General features: G+C 64.3%; 15 protein-coding genes and 1 riboswitch. Of the genes, 10 read left to right on the top strand and 5 right to left on the bottom strand.

What is annotated here, in order from left to right; translation table 11 throughout:
* Positions 1 to 89: 89 nt before the first annotated feature.
* Together AAC645_RS13250 and AAC645_RS13245 are read right to left on the bottom strand one after the other, a co-directional pair.
* Entirely contained in the window at positions 90 to 641 is a 552-nt protein-coding gene (locus AAC645_RS13250; RefSeq protein ID WP_340316655.1) for a 2'-5' RNA ligase family protein, read from the bottom strand.
* 469 nt (positions 642 to 1,110) lie between these two features.
* Positions 1,111 to 2,082 carry a DUF4272 domain-containing protein gene (locus tag AAC645_RS13245; protein ID WP_340316654.1) on the bottom strand — a complete coding sequence of 324 codons (972 nt, stop codon included), beginning with the start codon at positions 2,080 to 2,082 and terminating at the stop codon, positions 1,111 to 1,113.
* A 113-nt stretch (positions 2,083 to 2,195) separates the two neighbouring features.
* On the opposite strand from AAC645_RS13245, the gene AAC645_RS13240 reads away from it, so the two are divergent.
* Positions 2,196 to 2,453, top strand: coding sequence for a type II toxin-antitoxin system Phd/YefM family antitoxin (locus AAC645_RS13240; RefSeq protein WP_340316652.1), 258 nt, complete (start codon positions 2,196 to 2,198; stop codon positions 2,451 to 2,453).
* A complete protein-coding gene (locus AAC645_RS13235; protein ID WP_340316651.1) occupies positions 2,450 to 2,716 on the top strand; it encodes a Txe/YoeB family addiction module toxin in 267 nt (88 codons plus the stop codon). Before AAC645_RS13240 ends, AAC645_RS13235 begins: the two co-directional genes overlap by 4 nt.
* 138 nt (positions 2,717 to 2,854) lie before the next feature.
* On the opposite strand, the gene AAC645_RS13230 is transcribed toward AAC645_RS13235, so the two are convergent.
* On the bottom strand, positions 2,855 to 3,217 hold the full coding sequence (locus tag AAC645_RS13230) for a hypothetical protein (RefSeq protein ID WP_340316650.1): 363 nt from the start codon (positions 3,215 to 3,217) through the stop codon (positions 2,855 to 2,857).
* A gap of 185 nt (positions 3,218 to 3,402) precedes the next feature.
* The gene (gene thiC / locus AAC645_RS13225; RefSeq protein ID WP_340316649.1) at positions 3,403 to 5,262 is read right to left on the bottom strand and encodes a phosphomethylpyrimidine synthase ThiC; all 1,860 of its coding nucleotides are present in this window, start codon (positions 5,260 to 5,262) and stop codon (positions 3,403 to 3,405) included.
* Positions 5,263 to 5,305: 43 nt separating this feature from the next.
* A riboswitch (TPP riboswitch) is annotated at positions 5,306 to 5,446 on the bottom strand.
* Between the two features lie 80 nt (positions 5,447 to 5,526).
* On the opposite strand from thiC, the gene crtY reads away from it, so the two are divergent.
* The 8 genes from crtY (at position 5,527) to AAC645_RS13185 (ending at position 11,572) form a co-directional block, all read left to right on the top strand.
* A complete protein-coding gene (gene crtY / locus AAC645_RS13220; RefSeq protein ID WP_340316648.1) occupies positions 5,527 to 6,669 on the top strand; it encodes a lycopene beta-cyclase CrtY in 1,143 nt (380 codons plus the stop codon).
* A 2-nt stretch (positions 6,670 to 6,671) separates the two neighbouring features.
* The gene (locus tag AAC645_RS13215; protein ID WP_340316691.1) at positions 6,672 to 7,253 is read left to right on the top strand and encodes an LOG family protein; all 582 of its coding nucleotides are present in this window, start codon (positions 6,672 to 6,674) and stop codon (positions 7,251 to 7,253) included.
* Between the two features lie 125 nt (positions 7,254 to 7,378).
* Entirely contained in the window at positions 7,379 to 7,546 is a 168-nt protein-coding gene (locus AAC645_RS13210) for a hypothetical protein (RefSeq protein WP_340316646.1), read from the top strand.
* 224 nt (positions 7,547 to 7,770) lie between these two features.
* Positions 7,771 to 8,109 carry a hypothetical protein gene (locus AAC645_RS13205; RefSeq protein ID WP_340316645.1) on the top strand — a complete coding sequence of 113 codons (339 nt, stop codon included), beginning with the start codon at positions 7,771 to 7,773 and terminating at the stop codon, positions 8,107 to 8,109.
* Positions 8,110 to 8,237: 128 nt separating this feature from the next.
* A complete protein-coding gene (gene sucC, locus AAC645_RS13200) occupies positions 8,238 to 9,437 on the top strand; it encodes an ADP-forming succinate--CoA ligase subunit beta (protein ID WP_340316644.1) in 1,200 nt (399 codons plus the stop codon).
* Positions 9,438 to 9,550: 113 nt separating this feature from the next.
* On the top strand, positions 9,551 to 10,300 hold the full coding sequence (locus AAC645_RS13195; RefSeq protein WP_340316642.1) for an electron transfer flavoprotein subunit beta/FixA family protein: 750 nt from the start codon (positions 9,551 to 9,553) through the stop codon (positions 10,298 to 10,300).
* Complete coding sequence (locus AAC645_RS13190; protein ID WP_340316641.1) at positions 10,297 to 11,226, top strand: electron transfer flavoprotein subunit alpha/FixB family protein; 930 nt, start codon at positions 10,297 to 10,299, stop codon at positions 11,224 to 11,226. The genes AAC645_RS13195 and AAC645_RS13190 overlap by 4 nt, the downstream gene beginning before the upstream one ends.
* 172 nt (positions 11,227 to 11,398) lie before the next feature.
* Positions 11,399 to 11,572, top strand: coding sequence for a Thivi_2564 family membrane protein (locus AAC645_RS13185; protein WP_340316639.1), 174 nt, complete (start codon positions 11,399 to 11,401; stop codon positions 11,570 to 11,572).
* A 71-nt stretch (positions 11,573 to 11,643) separates the two neighbouring features.
* On the opposite strand, the gene AAC645_RS13180 is transcribed toward AAC645_RS13185, so the two are convergent.
* The gene (locus AAC645_RS13180) at positions 11,644 to 13,005 is read right to left on the bottom strand and encodes a UdgX family uracil-DNA binding protein (RefSeq protein WP_340316637.1); all 1,362 of its coding nucleotides are present in this window, start codon (positions 13,003 to 13,005) and stop codon (positions 11,644 to 11,646) included.
* Between the last annotated feature and the right edge of the window lie 44 nt (positions 13,006 to 13,049).

The raw sequence follows: 13,049 nt of genomic DNA, 5'->3' as shown, positions 1-13,049 counted from the left end.
GAGGCCGGGATCTCGGTCGTCAGGGACGGAGGTGAGGTCGCGAACCTCTCCTGAGATCCCGGCCTCCGCCGGGATGACGAAAATGTAGATTACCCCGCCAGCGCCCACCGCCCCAGCGGCACATGCTCGGTCAGGCCGACCAGGCTGTGGACCAGCACGAACTCACCGGCGCGCCAGCTGATCGGCCACACCGGCCGGCGGAAGCTCTCCTCCTGGCCATAGGCCAGCGTGACATGGGGATCGAAGCGGAAGCCGCGGTTGGGCCACACCCCGGCATCGGCCATGGCGAGCGCGAGCTTCTGCTGGAAGGCCTTGAGCACCGGCATGTGATCGCCGGGCCGGAGGCAGGTGACATGGCCGTTGCTCACCACCTCCTGCAGCACGATCCGCAGCCCCGGCCCGACCAGCGTCGCAGCGGCCGCACCCATTGCCGCGATCAGGCCGGGCGGCGGCGTCATCGGCAGGTCGAGCGCGAACAGCGTCATGTGCAGCCGATCGTCGGCGACGTGGCTGCGCGCCACGCCCACCCCGTCGCGCACCGCCGCGATCTCGGCGACGGCCTCCGCAGTCGGCATCAGCGCGAAGAACAGGCGGTGGAGGACAAGCTCGTCACTATCGTCAAAGGGCCGGCGCAGGGTCATGGCGTTTCTCCTTCGTTCTGCTCTCTACCCGATCTGCGACAAGAACAAAAGAAGAACTTGTTCGTCGGCGCTGCACGCTACCTCTGTCTATACTCTGGACGCGCAATGTCGCCGGCGAGGTCAGCTTTGGCCGGCATTTTCCGGGTGCATGGGGTTGTCCGCTCGTTTTTTGTTTTTTCGGCTTCGCATCAGCCATCGCAGCGCCGCCTGTCGCTCCAGCTTGGATATCGTCGTCCAGCGGGCACCGGGCCACGCATCGGGGAGATGCGTCCAGGACTGGAGCCGGCACGCGAATGATTGAATAGATCGTCATCGCGACCCGCCGGATGGGAACCCTTTGTGCAGTGTTCCGGCCATGAGAATGAGCCGCCTCGCAGGATGAGGCCGTCACGGCTGCGCGCAGCAGGATCTCACTGCCGATCAGGCCAACGCCTACACGTCAAGACAAAATGGGAACATGGCTATGGTGTCACGCCCATCCCATATCGCGGGCGTTCACGATCCACTGCAGCGCTGCGTATCGTCGATAGGCCACCTCATGCGCATCCTCGCCGGCATCACGAGCGGCTGGGAGGTGCGCCCACCACCTTTCTGTCATCAATGCGATCTCGCGCGTCGACCGTAGCTTCGCCATTGCGATGAACTCTGTCACGCCGACCTGCGCCGACGGGGGTAAGATGTCGGAGATCGCCGATATGTCGTCTGCGAACTCACCAAATCCGGGTATGTCGGCTCTACCAAGCGCCCAAAGGAGCGCCGTCAGCCCTTCGATGTCCCAACCTGCCTCCGCGCGGCGCTCTGCGGAAAGCCGAAGAGTCTTGAACAGCTCCGCTTCCTTGGCCGACAGCGCATGGATCAGGTCGTGTTTGTCCAGCCAGGTGAGGATGTTCAGCCTGTCGACCCTCAGCGACATCCGGACTACGGCGAAGAGGATGAGCACCCGACGCGCGACGTCCGCCGCTGTTCTGATCGCGTCCTCCTCTTCTCCGCGCAGGATCCGGCGATTTGCCGCCCTTACCATCACCGAGGTGCATGCATCGCTGAGTTCCGCCATGGTGGCGGCGGCATGAACCCAGGCCAGGGCAAGATCGCCCGCCTCGAACAGTGGCGCGGCATGCGCGATGACGCGCTGACGGGCAGCGTCGAGGCCGAACGGCTCGATCTCCTCCAGCGCGACATCCAGCTCGATCGGCTCGGGGGTGTTCAGCCAAAACTGCCACCAGCGCGGCGTGGGCGACGGCTCCGTCCGGTGAATGCCAGTGATGCGCCATCGACGATGAGCGCTATCAACCACCTCCATCCCTATATAGCGGGGCTGATCATCCACCCTTGTCGCCATGGCGATCAGGCTGGCGATCCCGTCGAACGTCACAATGTCGCAGCCCTGCGGAAAACCAATTCCCGGAAAGAGTCCTGCGGCGCTCGCCCTGATGACCGTCATTCCGACTCACTCCCAGTTTCGCGAACATTTAAGGAACATACCTTCAACGAACAAGATGCAATGGGCCTGGATCCGCAGCTTGATAATTGTACAAAATATGGTACATAGTCTGGATGGACTCGATCAGCTTCTCGGAAACCCGCGCCAATCTGAAGGCGGTGATGGACAAGGTCGTGTCGGATCGCGCGCCCGTAGCGATTACCCGCGCGCGCGGACAGGAGAGCGTGGTGATGGTCTCCGCCAGCGAATGGGCGTCGATCGAGGAAACGCTCTATCTGCTGCGCTCACCCGCCAATGCGGCGGAGCTGCTGTCGAGCATCGCCGAACTGGATGCCGGCAAGGGGACAGAGCGCACGCTGATCGATCCGTGAAGCTCGTCTTCTCCGAACGAGCCTGGAACCAATATCTCCACTGGCAGACCGAAGACAGGAAGCTGTGCGAGCGCATAAATGCGCTGATCAGCGAAGCGCACCGCGACCCGTTCCGCGGCACCGGCAAACCCGAACCGCTCGGCGGCAATCTCAGCGGCTGGTGGTCCCGCCGGATCAACAGCGAGCATCGGCTGGTCTATCGGGTGAGCGGCAAGGGCGAGGCGCAGGCGCTGGAGATCGCGCAGTCCCGGTATCATTATTGATTGTCGCTGCAGGGGCTGAGGAGTGGCTATGCGGGACCGGATCCTTGATACTCGATTTTTTTGAGGCGGCGCGCTGGCTAGGAAGGCTGGGTGAGCGCAACAGATAAGTAAAGTGTCCCCGAAACACCATGCACCTTTTCAGCGCTCCGCTAAATGCTTGTTCATAGCGATAGCTAGCCGCTCAATGCGATCAGCGTAGTTCTTGAATGAGACTGCACATTGCTGAACCTGTAGGTATTCCATGTGCTCTTTCTTACCAAACATCGAATAACCCAATGACGAAGGGGCATCATTTCCCCACACCATTCCATGTGCGAGAATGTTACGGCGCTTATAGAGTTCGTTGACCTTGTTTTTGATAGCGCTCCACTCTCGCAAAAGCTCATCCTCAGTGACGATCCTTGGCGCGATTTTGTCGATCATGGCCAGCCGCGCGCCGAGGTTCGAGATTGAATAGAAGACGTCACCTAGGACCCAAATGGCGCTGGGGTGGTCGCTCATTCCCTTCCCTGTGACAGAGCAAACTACAAGCCTTGAGAAGAGATCGAAGAGACGGTCTTCGAGCATCGCCCAAGCACCCGTAGCTCTACCAATCGCCTCGTAAAATTGTTCATAGGTTACTGAGTGAGACATGCTGCTCCTCGGCTTTATCTTCACGGGAGTGGAAAAGCCTCAGCGCGGGACCCTCACTCCGCTGCCGGCAGATAAATCTCCCCGCCCTTCTCCTTGAACACCTCGCTCATCGCCTGCATCCCGGCCTCGGCCTCGCCCGCCGCGAGGAACGTATCCGCCGGCGCGTTCTGCTTCGCCGCGAAGTCGCGCACTTCCTGCGTGATCTTCATCGAGCAGAATTTCGGGCCGCACATCGAGCAGAAATGCGCAGTCTTGGCGCCTTCGGCCGGCAGCGTCTGGTCGTGGTACTGCTCCGCAGTGTCGGGATCGAGCGACAGGTTGAACTGGTCGCGCCAGCGGAATTCGAAGCGGGCGCGGCTCAGGGCGTCGTCGCGGACCTTGGCGGCGGGGTGGCCCTTGGCGAGGTCGGCGGCGTGGGCGGCGAGCTTGTAGGTGACGACGCCGACCTTGACGTCGTCGCGGTCGGGCAGGCCGAGATGCTCCTTCGGCGTGACATAGCAGAGCATCGCCGTGCCGAACCAGCCGATCATCGCCGCGCCGATCGCGCTGGTGATGTGATCGTAACCGGGCGCGATATCGGTGGTCAGCGGCCCGAGCGTGTAGAAGGGGGCTTCGCCGCAGGCTTCGAGCTGCTTGTCCATGTTGGCCTTGATCTTGTGCATCGGCACATGGCCGGGGCCCTCGATCATCACCTGGACATCATGCTTCCACGCGATCTGGGTCAGCTCGCCCAGCGTCTTCAGCTCGCTGAACTGCGCTTCGTCATTTGCGTCGGCGATCGATCCGGGGCGCAGGCCGTCGCCCAGCGAGAAGGCGACGTCATAGGCCTTCATGATCTCGCAGATTTCCTCGAAGCGCTCGTAGAGGAAGCTCTCCTTGTGGTGGCTGAGGCACCATTTCGCCATGATCGATCCGCCGCGGCTGACGATGCCGGTAACGCGCTTGGCGGTCATCGGGATGAACGGCAGGCGGACGCCGGCATGAATGGTGAAATAGTCGACGCCCTGTTCGGCCTGCTCGATCAGCGTGTCGCGGAAGATCTCCCAGGTCAGGTCCTCGGCGACGCCGTTCACCTTCTCCAGCGCCTGGTAGATCGGCACGGTGCCGATCGGGACCGGCGAGTTGCGGAGGATCCACTCGCGGGTGTCGTGGATGTTGCGGCCGGTCGACAGGTCCATGACCGTGTCGGCGCCCCAGCGGATCGACCACACCATCTTGTCGACTTCGGCGGCGACATCGGAGGCGACCGCCGAGTTGCCGATATTGGCGTTGATCTTGACCAGGAAGTTGCGCCCGATCGCCATCGGCTCGCTCTCAGGGTGGTTGATGTTGTTCGGGATGATCGCGCGGCCGCGAGCGACCTCCTCGCGGACGAACTCGGGCGTAACATAATCGGGGATCGACGCGCCGAAATCCTCGCCGTCGCGGACCAGCTTTTCCTTGAGCGCGGCGCGGCCGATATTCTCGCGGATCGCGACATATTCCATCTCGGGCGTGATGATGCCGCGGCGGGCGTAGTGCATCTGGCTGACGTTCATGCCGGCCTTGGCGCGCAACGGGCGCTGGACGACGTTCGGGAACGGCGTCACGCCGCCCGAGCGATCCGGGCCCTTGAGACCGTTATCCTCGGGCTTGATGCCGCGGCCGTCATAATCCTCGACATCGCCGCGGCCGATGATCCAGTCGCGGCGCAGCGCCGGCAGGCCGGCCATGATGTCGATGCGGGCATTGTCGTCGGTATAGGGGCCGGAGCAGTCATAGACGCGGACCGGCGGCTCGCCCGAGGACGGCTCCAGCGCGATCTCGCGCATTGCCACCTTCACGCCCTGCGGACCTTCGACATGGATCTTGCGCGATCCGCGGATCGGTCCGGTCGTAACCTTCATTTCGGTGCGGGCGGGAATATCGGCCATGGCGAGTCTCTCCATTGAGGCCCGCGGATGTCGGGAAGAAAAGTCGCGCGCGACATTCCCTCCCTACGCCGGTGCGAGCCGGATCAGGTTCAGCGGGTCGCGGGCATTGCAGCGCCGCCTCTCAGCCGTTGTTCCGAATTTCCGTCGAACGGGTTCGACGGCGGGGGCTCCCCGGGGATGTCAACAATGGTAACGAAAGAGCGCGGCGGGCGAAAGCCCCGTTAGCAGACTGGCGTCATGGTGCGGCGCAGCTATAAAGCGCGCATGAACGGTGTTGCCTGCGATCTAGCCATTGTCGGCGGCGGCCTTTCGGGCGGCCTGATCGCGCTGGCGGCGCGGCGCGCCCAGCCCGACCGCCGAATCCTGCTGATCGACGCCGCGCCCGGCCTTGGCGGCAATCATCTCTGGTCGTTCATCGACAGCGATGTCGGCGACGACGAAAAGGCGCTGCTCCAGCCGCTGGTCACCTATGGCTGGCGCGAGTTCGCGGTGGTGTTCCCGCGCTACAAGCGGGCGCTGCCGCAGCCCTTCTACAGCATCCGATCGGACCAGTTCGACAAGACGCTGCACGCGGCGATGCCGGGCGAAAGCATCCTGACCGGCCGCCGCGCCACCGCCGTCACCCCGGACCGCGTCGTGCTGGAGGACGGGACCACGATCGCGGCGCATGGCGTGATCGACGCGCGCGGCCCCGCCGACCTGTCGCTGCTCGACCTGCACTGGCGCAAGTTCGTCGGCTATGAGCTGCTGCTCGACGGACCGCACAGCGTGCGCCGCGCCACCCTGATCGACGCCGCCGCCGATCCCGCCGACGGCTTCCAATATATGACGATGCTGCCGCTCGACAACGACCGGCTGTTCATCGAGGACGTCCGCTTCGAATCGCATCCCGATCTCGACATGGCCGATCATGGCAGCCGCATCGTCCACCATGCCGCCCGCTTCGGCTGGCGCATCCGCGGATCGGAACGCGGCCAGGCGGGCGTCGTGCCGGTGGCGCTGGGCGGCGACTTCGAGGCCTATTGGCGATCCGGCGGCGAGGGCGTCGCCAAGGTCGGGCTGCGCGCGGGGCTGTTCCACCCGGTCAGCGGCAATTCGCTCGGCGATGCGGCGCGCACCGCGCTGATGGTGGCCGAGGCGAAGGACTGGTCGGGCGCGGCGCTCCACCACATGCTGCACGCCCATGCTGCCAAGAGCTGGGGGCGCCGCGACTATTATCGCCGCTTCGCGCACCGGATGATGCGCGACACCCCTGCGGCCGACAGCTACCGGATGCTCGAATCGCTCTACACGATGGATTCGGACCTGATCGCCCGCTTCCACCGGATGACCCTTGGCTTCGCGGACCGGATCGCGCTGAGCCTGGGCGACGGACCGATGCCGCTGACCGCGATGGTGAAGGGGTGACGATCAAGTCCCTCTGCGTATTCTGCGGATCGAACCCCGGCTATGATCCCGTCCATGCCGATGCCGCCCGCGCGCTCGGCGCCGCGCTGGGCCAGGCGGGGATCGATCTGGTCTATGGCGGCGGCAAGGTCGGGCTGATGGGGATCGTCGCCGACGCCGCGATGGCGGCCGGCGCGCGCGCCACCGGCGTGATCCCCAGGGCGCTTGCCGATCTGGAACTGGCGCATGACGGGCTGAGCGCGCTCCACATCACCGGTTCGATGCACGAGCGCAAGGCGATGATGGCGGATATGTCCGACGGATTCATCGCGCTGTCGGGCGGCATCGGCACGTTCGAGGAATTGTTCGAAATCTGGACCTGGGGCCAGCTCGGCGATCATGCCAAGCCGGTCGCCCTGCTCAACGTCGCGGGCTTCTACGACAAGCTCACCGGCTTCATTGCCGACGTGGCGGCCGCCGGCTTCCTCCGCGACACCCATCGCGCGATGCTGATGGTCGAGGAGGAGCCGCGAGCGCTGATCGCGCGGATGCAGGCTTATCAGTCGCCGGTCGTCGCGAAATGGATCGGTCACAACCAGCGGTAATCCACCAGGGGGTACCCCTCGATCGCGCCGAAATAGTCGGAAAAGTCGGGAAAGGCCGGACAGAATTGCTTCATGCTAATGCGCCAGCCGACAAATCGCGGCTTTCTGCAGGAGAGGGGGCGCCGATGGTCGATCTGGATATACTCTATTACCGGGAAAGGCTGGCGCAGGAACGCGCGCGCGCGCTCCAGGCTCCCAACAAGGCGGCCAGCGCGGTGCACCGCGCCTTGGCGGAGCTGTACAGGCAGCGGCTGGAGGAGGACGCTCAGCGCGCCGAAAGCGACGCCCACTGATCATCCGGCGCGATCGCTCGCCACGCAGGCATCCGATCTCCCTCCTGTTCAAGCCGCGCGACGGCGGCGGGATAGCATTGCGGGATTGAGTCGGAGACGGATTCGCCCCAACAACAAACCCGTTCATCACCGATCAACGCGGTGCCGCGCACAAGCGTTGTGCCCGTCGCGGGTCATAAAGCTCAGGCCAGAAAGCTCAGGCCCAAAGTTCAGGAGTGCGTCGCATGCCCCGCCGGAAATTCGCCAGCCTCGGTACAGTGCTGCCCGTGATCGCGGCGCTGTCGCTGGCCGCCTGCACCACCGTCTCCCCCGAGGCGCGGGTGCGGAACAAGCTGATCGAGGCCGGACTGCGGCCGCCGGTGGCGAGCTGCATGGCCGAACGGATGGTCGACCGGCTATCGCTGGTGCAGCTCAAGCGACTGCAATCGCTCGGCGGCTTGGGCAGACACGACGTCCGCGGCATGAGCGTCGACGAGCTGGTCTATCGGCTGCGCGCGCTGAACGATCCGGAGATCGTCGCGGTGGTGCTGAAGGCTGGAATCGGCTGTTCGATCGCAAGCTGATTTTTCGCCCTCAAACAATCTCTATTGCGGCGCAGCAACCGAATCACCGCGCTTGGGGTTTTCAACGCCGTTCTTTCATGCTTAAGCCCGAGCCGATTTGATCGGACGCTGAGGGATTAGGCTCGACCATGAACATCCATGAATACCAAGCCAAGGAGCTGCTGGCGAAATTCGGAGCGGCTGTTCCGACCGGCTATGCCGCGCTGACCGTGGACGAAGCAGTCGAAGCCGCGAAGAAGCTCCCCGGCCCGATCTATGTGGTCAAGGCGCAGATCCATGCCGGCGGCCGTGGCAAGGGCAAGTTCAAGGAACTCGGTCCCGACGCCAAGGGCGGCGTCCGCCTGTCCAAGTCGGTCGACGAAGTTCGCGCCAATGCCACGGACATGCTCGGCAACACGCTGGTGACGATCCAGACCGGGGAAGCCGGCAAGCAGGTCAATCGCCTGTACGTAACCGACGGCGCCGACATCAAATCCGAATATTATCTGTCGATGCTGGTCGACCGGAAGACCGGCCGCATCGCGATGATCGTGTCGACCGAAGGCGGCATGGACATCGAGGAAGTGGCGCACAACACGCCCGAGAAGATCCGCACCATCATCATCGACCCGGTCGAGGGCTTCCAGCCGCACCATGGCCGTGCCGTAGCCTTTACGCTGAAGCTGAAGGGCGATCTCAACAAGCAGGCGGTCAAGCTCGCCGAGCAGCTGTACAACGCCTTCATGGCGACCGACATGGCGATGCTCGAGGTCAATCCGCTGGTCGAGACGACCGACGGCAAGCTGTACGTGCTCGACGCCAAGGTGAGCTTCGACTCGAACGCGCTCTATCGCCACCCCGACGTCTTCGCGCTGCGCGACGAGAGCGAAGAGGATCCGGCCGAGATCGAGGCATCGAAGTACGACCTCGCCTATATCAAGCTCGATGGCGATATCGGCTGCATGGTCAACGGCGCCGGCCTTGCCATGGCGACGATGGACATCATCAAGCTCAACGGCATGTTCCCCGCGAACTTCCTCGATGTCGGCGGCGGCGCCACGACCGAGAAGGTCACCGCCGCGTTCAAGATCATCCTGAGCGATCCCGCGGTGAAGGGCATCCTCGTCAACATCTTCGGCGGCATCATGCGCTGCGACATCATCGCAGAGGGCATCATCGCCGCGGCGAAGGAAGTGAACCTGTCGGTGCCGCTGGTCGTTCGGCTCGAGGGCACCAACGTCCAGCAGGGCAAGGATCTGCTCGCCAATTCCGGCCTGCCGATCGTCGCCGCCGACGACCTCGGCGATGCCGCCAGGAAGATCGTCGCCCAGGTGAAGGCGGCCGCGTAACTCAAAAACGTCATGCCGGCGGAGGCCGGCATCTCAGGCGGCAAGGGCCTCCGCGCCTCTCCTGAGATCCCGGCCTCAGCCGGGATGACGAAAAACCGGAGAAGGAACGAGAGATGAAGATACTCGTACCCGTCAAGCGGGTGATCGACTACAACGTGAAGCCGCGGGTCAAGATGGATGGCACGGGCGTCGACCTGGCCAACGTCAAGATGTCGATGAACCCGTTCGACGAGATCGCCATTGAGGAAGCCATCCGCCTCAAGGAAAAGGGCATCGCGACGGAAATCATCGCCGTCTCGATCGGCGAACAGAAGGCGCAGGAGACGCTGCGCACCGCGCTCGCCATGGGCGCCGACCGCGCGATCCTGATCGTCAGCGAAACCGAGGTCGAGCCGCTCGGCGTGGCCAAGCTGCTCGCCAAGATCGTCGAGGAGGAGGCCCCCGGCCTCGTCATCCTCGGCAAGCAGGCGATCGACGATGACTCGAACCAGACCGGCCAGATGCTGGCGGCGCTGCTCGGCCGTCCGCAGGGCACCTTCGCCTCGAAGGTCGAGGTCGAGGGCGACACCGTCAAGGTGACCCGCGAAGTCGACGGCGGCCTCGAGACGGTCGGCCTCAAGATGCCGGCGATCGTCACCACCGATCTTCGCCTCAACGAGCCGCGCTATGCGTCGCTGCCGAACATCATGAAGGCGAAATCGAAGCCGCTCGCGCAGAAGACCCCCGCCGATTACGGCGTCGATGTCTCGCCGCGGCTGAAGACGCTCAAGGTTGCCGAGCCGCCCAAGCGCTCGGCTGGTATCAAGGTTGCCGATGTTGACGAGCTTGTCGCCAAGCTCAAGGCGATGGGAGTTGCAGCATGAAGACGCTGGTCTGGGTTGAACATGAGGGCGGCGCCATCAAGGACGCCACCCTGTCCACGGTCACCGCAGCTTCGAAGCTGGGCGAAGTCCATCTCCTCGTAGCCGGCGAAGGCGTCGGCGGCGTTGCCGAGGCGGCTGCCAAGATCGCGGGCGTGGGCAAGGTCCACGTCGCCGACGGCGCTGCCTTCGCGCATGCGCTGCCGGAGAATGTCGCGCCGCTGATCGTCGATCTGATGGGGCATCACGATGCGTTCCTCGCGCCGGCAACCGCCAATGGCAAGAACATCGCGCCGCGCGTTGCGGCCCTCCTCGACGTCATGCAGATCTCGGAGATCCTGTCGGTCGAGAGCGATGACAGCTTCACCCGTCCGACCTATGCCGGCAACGCAATCGCGACGGTGCAGTCGTCCGACGCCAAGAAGGTGATCACCGTCCGCGGCACCGCCTTCGAGAAGGCGGAGCGCGAGGGCGGCTCGGGCACGGTCGAAGCGGTTTCCGGCGGCAGCGATGCCGGCCTGTCGAGCTTCCTCGGCGCGGAGATCTCCAAGTCCGAGCGTCCCGAACTCACCTCGGCGAAGATCATCGTGTCCGGCGGACGCGCGCTGCAGAACAGCGAGAACTTCCACAGCGTGATCGAGCCTCTCGCCGACAAGCTCGGCGCGGCGGTCGGCGCCTCGCGCGCCGCGGTCGATGCCGGCTATGTGCCGAACGACTATCAGGTCGGGCAGACCGGCAAGATCGTCGCTCCCGAAGTCTATATCGCGGTCGGCATCTCGGGTGCGATCCAGCATCTGGCCGGCATGAAGGACTCCAAGACGATCATCGCGATCAACAAGGACGAGGACGCCCCGATCTTCCAGGTGGCGGATTTCGGCCTGGTCGCCGATCTGTTCAAGGCCGTGCCGGAACTGACCGGCAAGCTCTGATCCGAACGACATGAAAAAAGGGGTGGGCAGCGCGGCTGTCCGCCCCTTTTTTGTTGGTTCGTGCGCCTCCCCCGCCATCGATGCAGCACAGCCGCTGGGAGCAAGCCGGAACAATCGCGCCCGCTACCGGTTCGAACCGGCATAGCAACTATGCCATCGCCGGGAGAGAAGCATGCTCATCCACGTCATTATCGTCCTGATCATCGTCGGCGTCGTGCTGTGGCTGATCAACAACTACATCCCGATGGACGGCAAGATCAAAAGCATCCTCAACGTGGTCGTGGTGATCGTGGTGATCCTGTGGCTGCTCCAGGCGTTCGGGCTGCTCAGCGGGGTCGGCATCTGAGCCGATCTCCACCCATGTCATCCTGAACTCGTTTCAGCATGACGGGACAAGGACCGTGCGCCTGCTCGCCCTCACACCGCCGCCTTCAGATCCTCGACGAACATGGCGAACTCCTCGTCCGCGCGCGATCGATCGGGCATCCGCAGGAGGAAGCTGGGGTGGATCGTCGCTCGCGCCGCCCCTCCGTCGGGCAGCATAAGGTCGCGCCCGCGTTGCGAACTCAGCGTCAGCGATTTGCCCATCAGCGAATGGATGGCTGTCGTACCGAGCATGACGACCCGCTTCGGGGCGATGATCGCGCGCTCCTGATCGATCCACCAGCGGCAGGCGCCGATCTCGCCGGCGTTCGGCTTGGAATGGATGCGCCGCTTGCCGCGCGGCTCGAACTTGAAGTGCTTGACGGCGTTGGTGACATAGGTGCGCGACCGGTCGACCCCGGCCTCGGCCAGCGCGCGATCGAGCATCTGCCCGGCCGGCCCGACGAACGGTCTGCCGGCCAGATCCTCCTGGTCGCCCGGCTGCTCGCCGACGATCATCACATCGGCATCGACCGGCCCCTCGCCGAACACCGTCTGGGTCGCGCATTTATATAGGCCGCAGCGCGTGCAATGCGCCGCCTCCTCGCGCAGCGCCTGCCAGGCCTGTTTTGCATTTCCGCCAGTCACGATCCGCTCCACCATGTGGGTCTCGCGCGCCTGCGCACCCGCCACCAATTCGGGGATCAACGCGGTTTCGGGCATGTTGGCCCAATATCGCCGCGGCATTTCCTTGACCATCGTGCCAATCTTGAGGCGCGCGGGATTGAAGATCGCCGCATAATAGCCCTTCCACAGATCCTCCACCGGATCGCCGGCCGGCGCCTGCGCTCGCGTGGCGCCGGGCGCCTCGGACAGGGATTCGCCGTTCCAGTGAATCGACAGCTCGGGCGTCAGGATCGACCAGCGCATCGTCGCGAAGCGCCGGGCGAAGAAGCCGGCATTGGCCCGCACGATGTGATGCGCCGGCTCGAACCAGGCGACATAGTCGCCGTCGATCTCGCGGAAGCGGACGAAGGCGCGCATCTTGTGGATATCACGGCGCACCTCCTTCGCCAGCAAGTCGAGCCGGCGGCGCAGCGGATCGGCCTCGTCATCGATGGCATGGGGCTGCTCGCGCAGCCTGAGCAGCATGGCGTAGAGCAATGCGAAACGTTCGGGATCGCTGTGGAGCACCACGCTCTCGGCAAGATCGAGGAAGCGCTTCGGCACGCTGAACGGCGCGCGAACCGGTGCGGGCAACGGGTCGCTGCCGCTGCCGCCGAACAGATCGCCGGCCTCGCCTTCCACCTGCCACCCTATCGTCTCGGGCGGAACATCGGCCAAAGCCAAGACGCGCGCGGCATCGCGCCAGCCTTCATAGTCATCGGGACGGGAGAGAAGGATGCGGTGGCCCACGCTATCTGCCCGTCATCCCAGCGAAAGCTGGGATCTCCCTGCCT

Origin of the sequence: Rhizorhabdus argentea (genome assembly GCF_037861105.1) — a bacterium.
GTDB classification, from domain to species: Bacteria; Pseudomonadota; Alphaproteobacteria; order Sphingomonadales; family Sphingomonadaceae; genus Rhizorhabdus; species Rhizorhabdus argentea.
The sequence above is the reverse complement of the archived record's forward strand: the minus strand, read 5'-3'. Positions and strand labels throughout refer to the sequence as shown.

Coding starts and splice junctions, on each gene's coding strand:
- AAC645_RS13250 (WP_340316655.1), bottom strand. CDS start 641: ATGACCCTGCGCCGGCCCTTTGACGATAGTGACGAGCTTGTCCTCCAC.
- AAC645_RS13245 (WP_340316654.1), bottom strand. CDS start 2,082: ATGACGGTCATCAGGGCGAGCGCCGCAGGACTCTTTCCGGGAATTGGT.
- AAC645_RS13240 (WP_340316652.1), top strand. CDS start 2,196: ATGGACTCGATCAGCTTCTCGGAAACCCGCGCCAATCTGAAGGCGGTG.
- AAC645_RS13230 (WP_340316650.1), bottom strand. CDS start 3,217: ATGAGCGACCACCCCAGCGCCATTTGGGTCCTAGGTGACGTCTTCTAT.
- thiC (WP_340316649.1), bottom strand. CDS start 5,262: ATGGCCGATATTCCCGCCCGCACCGAAATGAAGGTTACGACCGGACCG.
- crtY (WP_340316648.1), top strand. CDS start 5,527: ATGAACGGTGTTGCCTGCGATCTAGCCATTGTCGGCGGCGGCCTTTCG.
- AAC645_RS13210 (WP_340316646.1), top strand. CDS start 7,379: ATGGTCGATCTGGATATACTCTATTACCGGGAAAGGCTGGCGCAGGAA.
- AAC645_RS13205 (WP_340316645.1), top strand. CDS start 7,771: ATGCCCCGCCGGAAATTCGCCAGCCTCGGTACAGTGCTGCCCGTGATC.
- sucC (WP_340316644.1), top strand. CDS start 8,238: ATGAACATCCATGAATACCAAGCCAAGGAGCTGCTGGCGAAATTCGGA.
- AAC645_RS13195 (WP_340316642.1), top strand. CDS start 9,551: ATGAAGATACTCGTACCCGTCAAGCGGGTGATCGACTACAACGTGAAG.
- AAC645_RS13190 (WP_340316641.1), top strand. CDS start 10,297: ATGAAGACGCTGGTCTGGGTTGAACATGAGGGCGGCGCCATCAAGGAC.
- AAC645_RS13185 (WP_340316639.1), top strand. CDS start 11,399: ATGCTCATCCACGTCATTATCGTCCTGATCATCGTCGGCGTCGTGCTG.